The 15066-nt window shown below is 60.5% G+C and carries 16 protein-coding genes; 5 read left to right on the forward strand and 11 right to left on the reverse strand.

Features of this window, described 5'->3' with window-relative positions; translation table 11 throughout:
* Positions 1 to 6: 6 nt before the first annotated feature.
* Positions 7 to 1443 (reverse strand): NAD-dependent succinate-semialdehyde dehydrogenase, encoded by a 1437-nt coding sequence (locus tag ACZ0AZ_RS20625; protein ID WP_463538013.1) that lies wholly within the window; start codon positions 1441 to 1443, stop codon positions 7 to 9.
* 211 nt (positions 1444 to 1654) lie between these two features.
* Here ACZ0AZ_RS20625 and ACZ0AZ_RS20630 point away from each other — a divergent pair, with 211 nt between their 5' ends.
* Complete coding sequence (locus tag ACZ0AZ_RS20630) at positions 1655 to 2581, forward strand: LysR family transcriptional regulator (RefSeq protein WP_463538014.1); 927 nt, start codon at positions 1655 to 1657, stop codon at positions 2579 to 2581.
* A gap of 70 nt (positions 2582 to 2651) precedes the next feature.
* On the opposite strand, the gene ACZ0AZ_RS20635 is transcribed toward ACZ0AZ_RS20630, so the two are convergent.
* Both ACZ0AZ_RS20635 and ACZ0AZ_RS20640 read right to left on the reverse strand, forming a co-directional pair.
* The gene (locus ACZ0AZ_RS20635; protein ID WP_463538015.1) at positions 2652 to 2903 is read right to left on the reverse strand and encodes a DUF2790 domain-containing protein; all 252 of its coding nucleotides are present in this window, start codon (positions 2901 to 2903) and stop codon (positions 2652 to 2654) included.
* 194 nt (positions 2904 to 3097) lie between these two features.
* A complete protein-coding gene (locus ACZ0AZ_RS20640) occupies positions 3098 to 3793 on the reverse strand; it encodes a glutathione S-transferase (RefSeq protein ID WP_463538016.1) in 696 nt (231 codons plus the stop codon).
* Positions 3794 to 3934: 141 nt separating this feature from the next.
* Here ACZ0AZ_RS20640 and ACZ0AZ_RS20645 point away from each other — a divergent pair, with 141 nt between their 5' ends.
* A complete protein-coding gene (locus ACZ0AZ_RS20645) occupies positions 3935 to 4510 on the forward strand; it encodes a TetR/AcrR family transcriptional regulator (protein ID WP_463538017.1) in 576 nt (191 codons plus the stop codon).
* Here ACZ0AZ_RS20645 and ACZ0AZ_RS20650 read toward each other — a convergent pair.
* Entirely contained in the window at positions 4468 to 5451 is a 984-nt protein-coding gene (locus tag ACZ0AZ_RS20650; RefSeq protein ID WP_463538018.1) for an alpha/beta hydrolase, read from the reverse strand. The two genes, ACZ0AZ_RS20645 and ACZ0AZ_RS20650, sit on opposite strands and share 43 nt — an antisense overlap.
* Positions 5448 to 5891, reverse strand: a complete 444-nt coding sequence (tspO, locus tag ACZ0AZ_RS20655) for a tryptophan-rich sensory protein TspO (protein ID WP_129998489.1) — start codon at positions 5889 to 5891, stop codon at positions 5448 to 5450. Before tspO ends, ACZ0AZ_RS20650 begins: the two co-directional genes overlap by 4 nt.
* Positions 5892 to 6054: 163 nt before the next feature.
* Here tspO and ACZ0AZ_RS20660 point away from each other — a divergent pair, with 163 nt between their 5' ends.
* A complete protein-coding gene (locus ACZ0AZ_RS20660) occupies positions 6055 to 6291 on the forward strand; it encodes a hypothetical protein (RefSeq protein WP_463538019.1) in 237 nt (78 codons plus the stop codon).
* A gap of 3 nt (positions 6292 to 6294) precedes the next feature.
* On the opposite strand, the gene ACZ0AZ_RS20665 is transcribed toward ACZ0AZ_RS20660, so the two are convergent.
* Positions 6295 to 7878, reverse strand: a complete 1584-nt coding sequence (locus ACZ0AZ_RS20665; protein ID WP_463538020.1) for a sensor domain-containing diguanylate cyclase — start codon at positions 7876 to 7878, stop codon at positions 6295 to 6297.
* Positions 7879 to 8037: 159 nt separating this feature from the next.
* On the opposite strand from ACZ0AZ_RS20665, the gene ACZ0AZ_RS20670 reads away from it, so the two are divergent.
* The gene (locus ACZ0AZ_RS20670) at positions 8038 to 8469 is read left to right on the forward strand and encodes an HhH-GDP family DNA glycosylase (protein ID WP_463538796.1); all 432 of its coding nucleotides are present in this window, start codon (positions 8038 to 8040) and stop codon (positions 8467 to 8469) included.
* 19 nt (positions 8470 to 8488) lie between these two features.
* Here ACZ0AZ_RS20670 and ACZ0AZ_RS20675 read toward each other — a convergent pair whose 3' ends face one another.
* The 4 genes from ACZ0AZ_RS20675 to ACZ0AZ_RS20690 all read right to left on the reverse strand — a co-directional run bounded on the left by ACZ0AZ_RS20675 (position 8489) and on the right by ACZ0AZ_RS20690 (position 11636).
* Positions 8489 to 8629: a hypothetical protein gene (locus ACZ0AZ_RS20675; protein ID WP_463570713.1), complete on the reverse strand. Its 141-nt coding sequence runs from the start codon at positions 8627 to 8629 to the stop codon at positions 8489 to 8491.
* A gap of 12 nt (positions 8630 to 8641) precedes the next feature.
* Positions 8642 to 8944 carry a hypothetical protein gene (locus ACZ0AZ_RS20680; protein ID WP_463538021.1) on the reverse strand — a complete coding sequence of 101 codons (303 nt, stop codon included), beginning with the start codon at positions 8942 to 8944 and terminating at the stop codon, positions 8642 to 8644.
* 52 nt (positions 8945 to 8996) lie between these two features.
* Positions 8997 to 9878 (reverse strand): manganese catalase family protein, encoded by an 882-nt coding sequence (locus ACZ0AZ_RS20685; protein ID WP_039758880.1) that lies wholly within the window; start codon positions 9876 to 9878, stop codon positions 8997 to 8999.
* A gap of 219 nt (positions 9879 to 10097) precedes the next feature.
* Positions 10098 to 11636, reverse strand: coding sequence for a class I SAM-dependent methyltransferase (locus tag ACZ0AZ_RS20690; RefSeq protein WP_310405193.1), 1539 nt, complete (start codon positions 11634 to 11636; stop codon positions 10098 to 10100).
* A 337-nt stretch (positions 11637 to 11973) separates the two neighbouring features.
* Between ACZ0AZ_RS20690 and ACZ0AZ_RS20695 the strand changes: the two genes are divergently transcribed.
* Positions 11974 to 13893 carry a tyrosine-protein phosphatase gene (locus ACZ0AZ_RS20695; protein WP_463538022.1) on the forward strand — a complete coding sequence of 640 codons (1920 nt, stop codon included), beginning with the start codon at positions 11974 to 11976 and terminating at the stop codon, positions 13891 to 13893.
* A gap of 36 nt (positions 13894 to 13929) precedes the next feature.
* Here the strand turns inward: ACZ0AZ_RS20695 and ACZ0AZ_RS20700 are convergent, their stop codons facing one another.
* Positions 13930 to 15057: a mechanosensitive ion channel family protein gene (locus ACZ0AZ_RS20700; RefSeq protein WP_463538023.1), complete on the reverse strand. Its 1128-nt coding sequence runs from the start codon at positions 15055 to 15057 to the stop codon at positions 13930 to 13932.
* Positions 15058 to 15066 lie beyond the last annotated feature (9 nt).

Below are 15066 nucleotides of genomic sequence, written 5' to 3' on the forward strand. Positions count from 1 at the left end.
ATCCCCTTAAACCTGGCTGATGAATTTGTTGGTGAGATAGTGCTCGATGCCTTCGATGCCGCCTTCGGAACCGTGGCCGCTTTCCTTCATGCCGCCGAAGGGCAGTTCGGTGGCGACGATGCGGTACTGGTTGATGCCGATCATTCCGGCTTCCAGGCCATCGGCGACGTCGATCGCGGTGCGCGCATTGGAAGTGAACGCGTAGGCCGAGAGGCCGTAGGGCAGGCGGTTGGCTTCTTGCAGGCCGTCGCTCAACTCATCGAAAGGCATCAGTATCGCGATGGGGCCGAAGGGTTCTTCGTGCATGATTCGCGCATTCATCGGCACATCGGCCAGAACAGTGGGCTGGAAGAAGTAGCCTGCTCCCGGCAGCGCCTCGCCACCGGCCAGCACCCGTGCGCCTTTCTCGACGGCGTCGGCGATCAGTTGCTCCATCTTCGCCAGTTGCCGTGGGTTCGCCAGAGGCCCGACCTGGGTTTGCGGATCCATGCCATCGCCGATTTTCAGTGGCTTGGTGGCAGCAACGAAGTGCTCGACGAACTCGGCATAGGCCTCGCGCTGGATAAGAAAACGAGTCGAGGAAATGCACACCTGGCCGGTGCCGCGAAAGCGATTGGCAACGCCTTCCACGGCAGCCTTTTCGATGTCGGCGTCGGCAAACACCAGCACCGGACCGTGGCCGCCCAGTTCCAGAGTGATCGGCTTGACGCCTTCGGCAGCGCGGGCCGAGAGCAGCCGACCGATCGGCACCGAACCGGTGAAGGTCACTTTGCGAATGATCGGTGAGGCAATCAAATGGCTGGACACTTGATCCGGCACACCGAACACCAATTGCAGCACGCCTTTGGGCAAGCCGGCATCGTCCAGCGCACGGGCCAGGGCCAGCGCGGTGGAAGGGCTTTCCTCGCCGGGCTTGAGTACCACGCTGCAACCGGCGGCCAGCGCTGCCGAGAGCTTGCGCGCCGGGGTGATGGCCGGGAAATTCCACGGTGTGAACGCTGCCACAGGGCCGATCGCCTGACGTTTCACTAGTTGCAGTACACCCGGACGATTGGCCGGTACGACACGGCCGTCGATGCGTCGTGCGCTTTCGGCGAACCATTCGAAATATTCCGCCGCACGGGTCACTTCATCGAGGCTTTCGCGCAGTGGCTTGCCTTCTTCCAGCGTCATTTGCGCAGCGATGTGCGGGGCGCGTTCGAGGATCAGATCGGCGGCGCGCTTGAGGATTTTTGCGCGCTGGTCCGGCACGGTCTGGCGCCATTGGTCGAAGCTCAGTCGGGCCACTTCGAGGGCGTGATCGAGGTCTTCGGCGGTGGCCAGTGGCACCTGACCGATTTCCTCGCCGGTTGCCGGGTTGACCACGGCAGCGGTCGCGCGGTCTTGGGCGGTGAGCCATTGACCACCGATGAAGAGATAGAGCGGATCGTAAGGAGTGTTCATGGATGTCGCCTTCATGGTTGAGGATTCATTCGGCGCCTTGTACGCAGTGGTTCAGGCGTCCCGTGGAATCCAGTCTATGGAAGGCGTGCGGTTTGATTTAGCCGGCCACGAGGGAATCATTGTTGTCCCAGAAGGTAATATCGAGCGCAGGAGCGAGCGTGTAGCATCCGACGTTATCCGCAGTGGGCTGCAGGTTTACAGGACGATCAGGATGGACAAACTTTCAAACATGTCGGTGTACATCAAGGTAGTCGAGATGGGCAGTTTCACTGCCGTGGCCAACCATCTCGACTCCACCGTCGGTAACGTATCGCGTGCGGTCTCGGCGTTGGAAAACGTGCTCGACACTCGCCTGTTGCAGCGCTCGACCCGGCGTCTCTCGGTGACCGATGCGGGCCGGCGGTTTTATGAGCGCTGCGTGAAGATTCTCGCTGACCTGGAAAGCGCCGAAGCCGAGGCGAGCAATGCCGCCTTGCAACCACGAGGGACGTTACGGGTGCACTGCGTGCCCGGACTGGCCCGGCAACTGGTGACCGGCGCGGTGCTGGAATATCGCCAGGCGTTTCCCGAAGTGACCGTCGATTTGATGCTCTCCCAACGCATGCCCAATCTGCTTGAGGATCAGTTGGACGTGTCCATTCTGATCGCGCGAACGCTGCCGGATTCGGCGTATGTCAGCCAGAAGATCGGCGTCAGTCACTGCGTACTGGTGGCCTCTCCGCAATACCTGGCGCGGCATGGCGCACCCGAAACGCCGGAGCAGCTTTGCGATCATCAATGCCTGCTGCTCGGTACCGTCGATTACGTGCGCGATGAATGGCAGCTCAAAAGCAAGGCAGGCAACGCGACGTTCATCCCCAGCGGGCCGAGTTTCAGCGTGAACGATATGGATGCAATGGCCGTGGCCATTCGCGAAGGGGCGGGGATTGGTCTGTTGGCAGGCTTCACGGCGACCGACGATTTGCGTACCGGCAGGCTGGTGCGAGTGCTGCCTGATTACCACACCTATGAGCGCAATGTTTATGCGGTCTACACGTCTCGCCAGTTTGTCGATGCGAAGATCACGCGATTCATCGACACCTTGAAAACCCGGGTCGGCGCGCAGTTGGCGAGCACTGCTCAGGCGCTTATCGATTGAAGCGGTAAAGGCATTTGCGTCTCAGCGAGCCAACTCTGAGACGCAATGGGTGTGCGAGGTATTGACCTGATCAGCCGTTGCTGCAGCCGCTGCCCATGACCTCGTATTGCAGGATGTGCTGCTTGCCCTGGGAATCCTGATAGGTCATGTGCACCGGCACTACGGCGCAGACATCCGGCACGGGATCTTCCGAGATGATTTTGGCGACGTCGAGATGACTGGCGTAGGTGTATTGCTCGACGGGAGGTGTGGTAGTCGAGTCCTGAGCCATGACCACCGAGCTTAAGCCGAAGAGTGCGAGGACGAGCATTGAGACTTTCATGGAAGATGTTCCTTTGCTGAAGTTGAGTGTGCTGCTGGAACAAACTCTATGCGGCGGCTGGCGGGGGAAACAGGCGCGGATCGGGTAAAGACTGTTTACGGTTTGAGCCACAATCGGCATGTGGTGAACGGGCGCGCGGGGTTCAGCGCAAACAAAAAAGGCGCCGGTGAGGGCGCCTTTTGCTTTCGCTAGGTTTACGGTTCGCCGCGCTCAACCATCGCGCGCCATTGCTGCACGCTCGGACGTTGCTGCATGCGCGCGTGCCATTCGCGCAGTGCCGTGCAATCTTCCGGGACTTCCAACTCAACCAGCGCCGAGAAGATCATCCCGCCCAACACGGCGATATCGGCCATGGAAAAACTGGCGCCGGCCACGAACGGCTGATGACGCAGCAAGTTGTCGAAGTAGCGCATGCCGCGCACAGCCTTGTCCCGCATGCGCATGCCCCATTCGGCGTTCTGGTACAGCTCCACTTCCGGGCCAAGTCCCGGGGTTGCGTGGTGGAAATACACGCTGACGGCATCGAGAAATTCGATCTCGGCACGTTTGGTCATCATGTGGATCCGTCCTTGCTCAATGGGTGTGCGGCCGGTGAGCACCGGGTTGCCGTCGAGGGCGTCAAGATATTGCGTGATGGCGGTGCACTCGGCGATTAGCGTGCCGTCGTCCAGCTCCAGCACTGGCAGCGTTCCGGAGTAGTTCAAGCGCAAGAATTCGGGGTTCTTGTGTTCGCCTTTCCACAGATTTACTGGGATGAATTCGGTGCGGGCCAATAGCGATTTTTCCGCCAGGGCGATGCGTACGCGGGCCGGGTAGGGGCCGTTGTACCAGTCGTAGATTTTCAATGCGGAAATGGAGTGAGCGTCGTTTTGAGTCGAGTTAGCGGTCATTTCGGTTGCCCTGCCTGTCAGTTGGTAGGCAAAGACTGCGACCAGAATTTATTCCTGTCAATCCCCTACCTGCCAATTGGCAGGTAAATCTTTCACGAGTACAATCCGCCCCATTGATCGACGGTCATCAAGGACACAGACATGAGCGTGAACGCGCGCGAAGCGATTCTGGACGCCGCCAAAACAGCGGCGCAGACCCACGGCTACAACGGCATCAACTTCCGTAGCATCGGTGAAGTGGTGGGTATCAAGAACGCCAGCATCTACTACCACTTTCCCAGCAAGGCCGACCTCGGCGCGGCAGTCGCCGAGCGTTACTGGCAAGACGCGGCCAAGGCGCTGGACGACATTCGTGAGGCCAATCCCGAGCCGCAGCAATCTCTGAAGTTGTACCCGTCGATTTTCCGCACTTCGCTGAAAAACAGTAATCGGCTGTGCCTGGTCAGCTTCATGGCTGCCGAATACCAGGATCTGCCAGACCCGGTGAAGGACCAGGTGAAGAAGTTCGCAGAGGTCAATATCGAATGGCTGACCCAAGTGTTGATCGCTGCTGGATCTGCCGACGAAGACAGCTGCAAGGCGCGGGCGCGGGCGATTTACGCGGCGGTGGCTGGCGCGCAGTTGATTGCGCGCAGCCGAGGGGATATTGCGTTGTTTGATGAGTTGATTGGCAGCTACGAAAGCGCCGGGCTGATTTCGGCGGATTTCGCTGAGTAGCTCGCCACTCGTGCCGAGATCCACTGCCTGCTGTAAGCCAGCACATGGTCAGCAGTGGCCGTGGGGAAGTGAATGAAGCCATGCGGACACTCTGGCAGCACGTACATCTCCACCGGCGCCGCGTGGTGCCAGCGCTCAGCAATCAGCCGCGTGTCATCCAGCAGCGGATCGAGGTCGCCGGCAAACAGCAGCGCTGGTGGCAGTCCGCTGAAATCGCCATGCAGCGGCGACAGCGGTGGCTGGCGTCGTTGTTCGTCGCTGATATCCGGCGTGAGCAGGCGTAACGCGTCGACCATGCCGGGGCCGTCGAGCACCAGGGTGTCGGCGGGTGCGGTGCGCACGCTGGGTGTGCCGGTCAGGTCGTAGACGCCGTAATACAGCAGCGCGCCGCAGATCCGTTGCAGCAGTTCGGGCGAAGATTTGAGCACGAGCAGGGTGGCCGCCGCCAGATGCCCGCCGGCCGATTCACCGACGACGACTGCGGGCAATCCAGCAAACTCAGCATCGTTCAAGATGCCGCGCGTGGCGCACAGACAATCGTCCAGCAAGCCCTCGATTGGCGTCGACACGGCCAACCGATAATCCACAGACACCACCGCCACGTCGCAGGTATTAACGATGGCGATGTTGAAGTTGTCGTTCATCTGCGCATTGCCGATCACCCAGCCGCCACCATGGAAATCCAGCACCACGCCTCTGGCTTTGCCCTTGGGACGGATGATGCGTACCGGCACCGTGTCGATGATCTTGCGTTCGGCGGTCAGCCCCTGCTGGCGCAACTTGCCGGCGCCGCCGAGCTGACCCGCCCGAAGCAACGCCTGAATCAGCCGTGGGGTGACTCGATTGCGCACCTTGAAGCGCGGCAGCCAGGCGAGCTTTTTGTTGAACGCGCGAACCTGAGCCAGTTCGCGCTCGCCTTGTGGCCATGGAAATTCGCTCACAGGCGATTCTTCATCAGGATCGAGCAGTTCAGCGCCAGCGCAACGCAGAGCCAGGCCAGATACGGGAACAGAATCAGCCCGGTGACCACGTCCAGTTGCAGGGCGAGTACCACCATCACCGCGACTACCACCCACAACACCGCCAGAATCACCAACGCCGCCAACACCTGATGCGCGCCGAAGAACACTGGCGTCCACAGCGTGTTCAGGGCGATTTGCGCGGCCCACAAGGCCAGCACCGTTTGGCTGCCGGGGATCAGGCTCAGGCGATAACCGGCCCAGGCCAGCAGCAGGTAGATAATCGTCCACGCTACCGGAAACGCCCAGTTGGGCGGGGTGAAGGAGGGTTTGGTCAGCGCTTCGTACCACGGGCCGGGTTTGAACATCACGCCAGTGGTTGCCGCCGCCGCGCAGGCCAAGAGGAAGATGAAGAAGGTCATTGCCGGTCCTTAGCTGTGATCAGCTGTTATGGAGAGTTAAGAAGAGGACGCTTCGCTGCGCAAAAAGTTTGTTCGCAAACGCAAAATGGCAGTCAGGTTGAACTAAAAGCTGACCGTCGCATCAGGATAAACACTGCCTTTTCCCACCGACGCGGACGACATCATGTACACCTATCACATCGAATACCGATTCAAAGGCGAGCCCCGTACCTATCTGCTCGAGCTCAAGGAAGCGCAACTGGCCGAGCACGACGCGGCGATGCATCTGTTGGAACTGCACCTGGGCGATGCCGAAAACAGCCTGGTCATGCCCACCGCGGATTCGACTCCAGAGCAGATTCTCGAGCAGGCAGAGCGGGTGGGGATTACACATATCCGGGTGGTCAGCCGGACTAATTGACCGTCACGGTCCAGCAAATTCCAGGCCACTGTCCCCGCCACTGCAATAACGGTCCCGGCCTTGCTGCTTCGCCGCATAAAGCATCTTGTCAGCCGAATCGATCAGCATGGCGGGGCTCACCTCCTGTTCGGCGGGTTTGCCAACCGCGATGCCCGCGCTGGCGGTGACGTGACCCAGCGGATGGGCTTTGTGCTCCATCCGCAAGGATCGAATGGCCTCAAGAATTTCCTGCGCCACAAGCGCCGCCCCGCGAATATCCGTGTTGGGCAGCAACACGGAAAACTCCTCGCCGCCATAGCGCACGGCCAGATCACCCGGTCGCTTGACCGCTCGCGCAATCGCTTGGCCGACAGCGCTCAGGCAATCGTCGCCCGCCGCATGTCCGTAGGTGTCGTTGTAGAGTTTGAAGTGATCAACATCAATCATGATCAGTGAAATCGAGGAACCCTGGCGTCTGGCCAGACGGATTTCGTCAGCCAGCGCGGTGTCCAGGCGGCGGCGGTTGGCCAGCCCGGTCAGGCTGTCGGTCAGGGCCATGTCCTTCATGGCCTGGTGTGCACGGCGCAAGTCCTTTTCCATGACCATCCGTTGGCGCAGTTGCCTCAAGACGATCCACCCAAAGATCGTGAAAGCGGTGATCACCGACATCAACACGAAGCCGGTTTTGATCAGGTCCCAGCGCCACGGCGCAATGATCGATTCGCGGGAAAGGCCGGTTTCTACCACCAACGGATAGGTGCTCAAAGCCCTGTAGCCATACAGACGCTGGGTGCCGTCGACGACGGCTCTGACTTCGGCGATGCCTTGATTGGAATAGGGCAGGTAGTTCTTGAAAACCTCGCTGTCGGCGAGGCTCTGACCGATCACCGAGGCGATAAAGGGGCGACGTACAAGAATCGTTCCGTTGCGCAACGCCAGTACCAGTGCGCCCTTGTCGTCGATCTTGAAATCGCCGTAATAGTCGACGAAATAACTGACCTTGATCGTCCCCAGCAGCACACCGGCGAAGGAGCCGTCCGGGTTGTTCAAGCGGCGGGAAATCGGAATGATCAGGTCGTCCGTGGATTTGCTTTTGACGACATCACCGATGCGCACGTTTCGGTCGGTGTGGGTGCGGTGGTACTGGAAGTAATCGCGGTCGGCATTGTTCGCCGGATCCGGGATGTTTTCCTTGTCGGTGACGATCCAGTGCCCGTCCGGGCCGTAGATGAACAGGCCGTGCAGCTGCGGCATCAACTTGGCCTGCTGAACCAGCAACTTGTGGATCCGGGGCACATCGATGTTCTGCAAGCCATCGCCTTCGACGCGCTCGCCCAGCGCGGCGGTCAATACGTCGACCTGGCGAATGGCGTCTTCGGCGTGCTGCGCCGTTGCCCGCGCGAGGTTGGTGACCGAATCCCGGGCGGACGAAAACGCCGAATGGTAGTCACGCCACGTCCGCCATCCTTCCACTCCCAGAAACGCCAGAATCACCGTCAGCATAAAGATCACGGTCAGGCGGAAAGCGGCTATGTCGCTGGAAGCTTTGATGGGAGCGGTTTCTGCAGCGTCATGCCCTTGGCTGTCGGGCAGTTTGCGGCCGAGCATTTGAAGGTCCTTATGCTTGTCATCTCGCATCTCTGAAAGATGACCATCCTTTTCCACTGGGGATTCAATTTATTGCCCTTGTCGGGCGGCGGCCATTGGATCGTTCAAAGCCGTGCCGGGTCAACATCTGTAATAGACGCGCGCCTTGAGGTGAGACTTGTGAGTGAAATCATCACGGCCGGTGACCTGAACATCGACCTGCGAAACGCCAACGAATCCGGCCTGTTCAAATGGCTGGTGGCCAGTTTTCTGATGGGCAAAAGGATACAGGGCGCGATCGCCGCCAAGGCGTATCAGGTCATAGTAGAGCAGTATCAGAAAGACACGCCGCAAAGACTCGCGCAGTGTACGCATCGGCAGCTGGTGTCCATGCTGGGGCAAGCGCGTTACGTGCGCTATGACGAGAGCACGGCGTCGCGATTACTCGCGTTGGCCAGCAAGCTCAACAGCGAGTACGCCGGCAAGGTCAGTAACATCGTCGCAGCGAGCGCGGATCGCAAGGCGCTGGAGAAGCGCCTGTCCGAGTTCGAGGGGATAGGACCGAAGACCGTTGAGATCTTCATGAGGGAAGCGGCTGCGGTGCTGTTTTGAATGTGCAGCAGCGACAGGCTCACATCGCAACGACTTTCCCCGCCAGCTCGCTCATCATGATCAGCGTTCCGCCGGCGAGTATCGCGCAGCCCAGCAGAAACAGGAGGCCGGGGGCGATGATCGGCCTTGAGGGCAAACCCGGATTTTTAAGTGTTCTCATGTCGCGCTCCTTTTACCGATGGAATGGTTCAGCCACCTCGATTGAACGGTTGCGCGATGCCAATGCGCGCTTGGCAACTACCGGCATCGTGGGCAAGGCGTCGTCGACGGCTGGATGTTCGTCCGCTGGCGGGACGGTGGTCTCCTCGGCGAAGTTATTCGGCAGCAGCGTACCCAGGCCAAATACATTGACGGCCATGCTGACTTTCAGCCCCCGACAGGCCTGTTTGCAGTCGAGCTCAAAACACGCGTATGCATGCTCCATCAAGCGTTGAAAATGTTCAGTGGTCAGTGCCGAGACTTTGCTGCTTTTCATGTTGTTCACCTTGAGCAAGTGGCGACCCCGGATCGGGGCCGCCGGGCTGGACTCAGACATCTTTGCCTTGCACGTAACCGGAGCCCAGATCAGCACCGGTCACCGGTTCGCTGAGTGGGTCGGAGGCCGTGCGGGTCTTCATCGCCTCAAGCACTTGTGCGTCTTCAGCCGGAAGGGAGACGGTCGCCAGACCATCGCCGCCATCGACCGCAGGTTCCGGGTTCTCGACGTACTCCCACGCACCGCCCTCGTTCCAGGGGCCACGAACGTTGGGCTCGCCGGACATGTTGAAGTACTTGTTGGTGAATTCGGGCATCCCCTGCAGCTTGCCTTGCGGGAAGTTGGGCTGGATCGAATGCAGGGCTTTTTCGAACGACTGCTGATGGGCGATTTCCCGAGTCATCAGGAAACCAAGCGCCTCTTTCACGCCCGGATCGTCGGTGATGTTGATCAAGCGTTCGTAGAGGATTTTCGCCCGTGCTTCGGCGGCGATGTTGGAGCGGAAGTCGGCGGTCGGCTCGGTGATCGAGTCAACGTAGGCCGCCGTCCACGGCACACCAGCCGAATTGACCAGAGGTGCGCCGGCACCATAGAGCAGGCTGGTGATGTGCGAGTCATTACCGGCGCCATTCAACGCGCGGTATAGCTCGCCTTCTTCCTGCACGCCCTCGGCGAGTTGACCTTTGGCACCCTTGTTGAGCATCACGATGATCGAGCCGACCACCTCTAGGTGACTCAACTCTTCGGTGGCAATGTCCAGCAGAAGGTCTTTGCGCCCCGGATCTTCCTCGGCCAAGGCTTGGGTGAAATAGCGCGCTGCTGCGGCCAGTTCGCCATTGGCGCCCCCGAATTGTTCCAGCAGCAGATTGGCCAGACCCGGATTGGGCTCGGCAACACGAACGGTGTACTGAAGTCGCTTGTTATGTATGAACATTCAAATTTTCCTCAGACCAGGCTATCGCGCTTTGCCCTTGTGGGCGTTGGCGCATGCATAGTTTGTGAGGAGGGCGCGCAGCAGAAATTTCGTTTTTTGCCGAGTGGCAGGACGGGCGGCAGAGCGCGGAAAGTTCCGCAAACAGGACGGTTGGCTTAGCCACGTACCTCGAACAATGTGGGAGCGAGCAGGTTCGCTCCCACCTTGGTTCGTTTGCAATCAAGCGATTTTAAGCGCCCTCAGCACAGGCAGCGTTTGCTCGGCGAACACCTGCGCCTGTGCGGTCAGTGCGGCGATATTGGCTTCAGCGGTGAGCAGCGGTTGGCCATTGTCGATCAGCACTTCACCTTGTTCGCTGATCACCCCCCACGCCAGTTGCGCCCATTCGGCCGGCTGCTGTTTGCCTTGCTTGATCGAGATCAGGAACAGCTGCTGGAAGCGGCTGACCGTCACGCCACCACCGGTGACCGGGCTGGCCAGGGTCTGGATGTTGGCGCCGTACAGCGAGCGTTTGCACAGTTGCAGATTGAGCGCGGCGCAGCGACCGCTGACCTGCGACTCGGCGGCCTCGCTCTGGCACGGAGCGACAGCGCCCATACCGATCAGCACGGCCAGGGCTTGTTCGAGGTCGTCGTAAGCCATCGCAGTCTCGGAGAGCAATTGGCGCATGGATTTGGCCGCATAGTTCTGCGCCGCCAAGGCATCGAGCACCGGGCCGTAGATTTCCGCTTGCAGGGTCGCTTCGCCGGCAGGACCGGTGACCGAGCCCGCCACGGTTTCCCAGGATTGCAGCAACGCGAAACGGCTGTGCAGCATTCTCGCCCGGCGTTCGGCAGCGGACAGGCGCGTCGCGCCACGCACGTACAGGTCGCGGCGGAAGTGCTGGTTGACGAAGTAGTCCCGCGCTTGCTCGCGCATGATCGGGTGTTCGATGGTTTCCAGAAAGTCCATGCCTTCGGCGCTCAGGTTGAGCGGGTCGACCGAGTCCAGCGGCACTGCCGTGGTGGCGTAGTCGAGTTTGGCCGGGGCCAGCGCGTCGACCATGTCGGCGAAGTACATGCAATTCCAGTCGCGATTGAAATATTCGTGGGCGACGTAGTGACGATCCTGGCCCTTGATGCTCTGCAGCCGCGCACCGAGACTCGGCGCCGCAGCGGCATACTTCGGATTGGCCGCGAGCAGCGCTTCGGAAAACTCCAGTGCGGCGTCGATGCGCTCATCGGAGCGCGCCGAGGCGTTGGCGAATCGGTCATGCAGGCTGAACAGATTGCGCAGCGGCGCCGATGGCGACCAGCCGGGGAAGCAGTTGTAGCTGACGTAAAGCATACCGCCCGGTTTAAGGTGACGGCGGGCGAATTCGACGATCAGTTTTTGATTGTCGCGGCTGACCCAGGTCCAGATACCGTGCAGGCTGATGCTGTCGAACTGCGGCAGGTCATTGCGCGCTAGCAGCTGTTCGAAACTGTCGTCATACAGACGCGCGCCATTGTTGGCGGCAGTCGCGAGGTCGATGGCATGGGCGGCCATACCCGGGTGAAAGTCCGTACCGACAAACGAACCCGGGTTGGCCGTGGCGTGGATGTTGATCGACACGCCCTGACCGAAGCCCAGTTCGCAGTGCACGCCGTCGTTGCTTTCCAGCGTGGCGAACCCACGCAACAACAGGCAGTAACGCAGGAACACCGGATTGATCTCCCGGCTATAGCTGTAGGTGTAGCCTTCGTCGGTGAAATAACCTTCGTTCCAGGCGTTGCTCATGGGTACAGCCTCTTGTTCTTGAAAGTGATGGCAGTCTTATAAGGGGTTGGCATTGCGCGCGACAAATTGAAAAAACGGATACTTTCCCAAACCCTGTGGGAGCGAGCCTGCTCGCGAAAGCTTTTTTCAGTTTGAATATAATCGGCTGACACGCCGCTTTCATGAGCAGGCTCGCCGCCACAGGGATCGTCAACACATTCAAGCAGGATTGATGGACCGATCACGCACCCCACGGCCCATTCGCGCAGGCATTTTGTAGCCAGCCGAAACTGTCATATTCCTTCCCACTCGCCTGACCATAGTGACCAGCCCAACGCTGATTTCATGAGGCTGCACTGTGTTCCAACGTCTTCTGTGTTCGCTGTCCGTTCTGAGCCTTTCCATCGCCGCTGCCCATGCGGCCGAGCCTGTCACCCTCGACACGCCGCGCTTGTCCGGCATCGACAACTTCCGCGACATCGCCGGCATTACCACCGCGTACTCCACCGCCCACGACGGCGTTATGCGCAGTGGCGTGTTCTACCGCTCCAACGCGCTGACCCCATCGGCGGCGGATCTGGCGACACTCAATGGTCTCGGCATCAAAGCCATTTACGACCTGCGCACGCCCAGCGAAATTGCCGCCACGCCTGACACGATGATCAGCGGCGCGGTCTATCGCAACATCGACATCATCGGCAGCACCACCTCGGGTGCGAACATCACCAATATCTCGTTCCACAGCGCCGCCGAAGCGGTGGCGATGATGGAGGAAACCAACCGTGCGTTCGTCAGCGATGCCGGCATGCGCGGGCAGTTCGGCCAGTTGTTCAATGAGCTGGCCAGTGTCGACGCCGCGCAGCTGTTTCATTGCACCGCCGGCAAGGACCGCACTGGCTGGACCGCCGCTGTTTTGCAGAGCATCGCTGGCGTCGATGAGGCTACGATCATGTCCAATTATCTGGCGACCAACGACTACACCGCCGCCCGTGTCGCCGCGACCTTGAAAGCGCTGCCGCCGAGCATGGCCGCTGTCTACGAGCCGTTGCTCGGGGTGCAGGCCAGTTACTTGCAGGCCGGTCTCGACCAGGTCGCCGCCGAGTACGGCAGCATGGACAATTACCTCAAGCAGGGCCTCGGTCTGTCCCCGGAAACCATTTACGTGCTGCGCGGCAAGCTGGTCGAGTACAACAGCTTGCCGGGGCAGGCCGGGCTGATCGGCAACGCCGCTGCTGGCGCCGAGTTGCTGCGGCAGTTGCAGAACTCCGAGCTGTCCGGCACTTACAGCGCCTACAACTATTACCTGCAATCGGCGATCGACGCCGGCACGCTGGGCGGTGTCGAATCTCAAGTTGGCGGACAGGTCCACGCTGATGCGGCCAGCTACCTGCTGCGGCAGAACGCGATGATCGAACAGGCCGCCGCGCCGTTCGCCAGCGGCAGCGATTTGAAGGTCGGCCAATACCGCCTCTGGATCACCGCGCTTGCCAGCTACCTCGGCACGAACGGCTCGGCCCATGCGGAGAGCAGCAACGAACACAGCCAGGGCCTGATGCTCGGCATCACCCAGCGCTTCAGCGAACAACTCAGCGCGCGCGGCGGTTTCGGCTACAGCAAGGGCAGCGTCGGCGGGGCGGGTGGCGAGGCCGAGACTGACTTGACCTTCCTCAACCTTGGTGCGCGTTACGGCCTCATCAGCCTTGAGCGCGGCGTGTTCGTCGATGCCAACGCGAGCGCCGGATACGTCGACTACGACAGCAAACGCGAGCTCGGCGGTGGCCTCGGCACAGCCAAGGGCGACACTCACGGCAATCTCACTGGCGCGACCGTGGCGTTGGGTTATCGCCTGCCGCTCAGCAGTGTGATTCTCGAGCCGAGTCTGGGCTTTCGCGTCAGTCATCTCGACTTGCAAGGTTTCAAAGAGAAGGGCAGTGAGCTGGCACTCGACGTCGATGGCATCGAGCAGACCCGCCGCAGCGCGGTTGCCAATCTCGACGTGTCATTTGCCCCAGTGGCCATGGGCGCGTGGCAGTTGGTCCCGGGCGTTCGCGTGGGCTATGAACGTGCGCTCGGCGATCAGCACGTCGACAGCGAAGGCCACCTGCTGGGGCTGGACATCGAGCAGCGCGCGGCGTTCGATAACCGCGATCAGTTCAGTGGCGGCGCCAACTTGATGGCAAACCTCGGCGCCCTGAGTGTCGGCGCTGAGGTCGGGGCCAACGGTGGCGGTGACAGCCACGGTTTCAATGGCGGACTCAAGGCCAGTTACGCGTTTTGAACACAGCGAGCCCGGCAAATTGCCGGGCTCTTCAGTTCAAGCATGCTGCGCACGCGAAGGTTGCTGTGTGCGTGCCGGCTGCGCGGTGGGTTCGGGCAGCGAGGCGACATGCACGGTGCGCGCCGGGAAGGCGAACGTCGCGTCCAGCTCGGCCACCGCTTCCATGATTGCCAGATTGATGCGTTGCTGCACGTCCATGTAGACGTTGTAGCTGGCGTCCAGAACGATGTACACCGTTTCGAATTCCAGCGCGCTTTCACCAAAACTGCGGAAATGGCAGCGGTCGAAGCGTGCCTGTTTTTCATTCTTGATGATGCTTTCTACGCGCTGGGTGATTTGGCGAATCTGTCCGGTGGTGCATTCGTAAGTCAGACGAAACTCGAACACCACCCGACGCTCCTGCAGGCGTTTGTAGTTCTGAATGGTGCTGCCGATCATGTCGGCGTTGGCCATGACAATCTGCTCACCGCCAAGACTGCGGATGCGCGTGGTCTTCAGGCCGACGTGCTCGACCGTACCGGCCAGCGTGCCGACGACGATGAAATCGCCCACCTCAAACGGCTTATCGACGGCAATCGACAGCGAGGCGAACACGTCGCCGAGAATGTTCTGCACCGCCAGCGCCACAGCGATACCGCCGACACCGAGGCTGGCGACGAACGCAGTGATGTTGACGCCCAGGTTCGACAGCATAGCCAGCAGAATCACTGCCCACAGCAACACCTTGACGCCCCACAGGCTCAGGGTCGCCAATGCGCTCGCCTGAAAAGTGCCGGTCGCGTTATGCCGCGAGAAATAGCGATGCAACCCCAGCGCCAGCGCGCGGTTGGTCCACAGGCCGACCTGCAACGCCGCCACCACGAACCATAAACTGCTGACCCGCCCGAGCCAGCGCTCCGGCAAATCCAGCAAACCGATGCCGACCAGAATCGACGCCAACAGCAGCAGCGTGGTGCTGGTCGCCGCCAGCACTTCGCTGGCCATGTACGTCAGATGCCCATTGCCGGCGCTGGCCCGCGCCTGCACCTTGCGGAACACGAAACGGATCGCCGTGGTGGTGAGCAAATAACTAAGCGTCGCGGCGAGAAACGCCAGTACCCAGTTCGCCAGTGAAATGCCTAAAATCGTGTGTGCTGTGAAAAAGCCGATGAAATCCTCGGTCATAAAAACCCC

Source organism: Pseudomonas sp. AC239 (assembly GCF_979258545.1).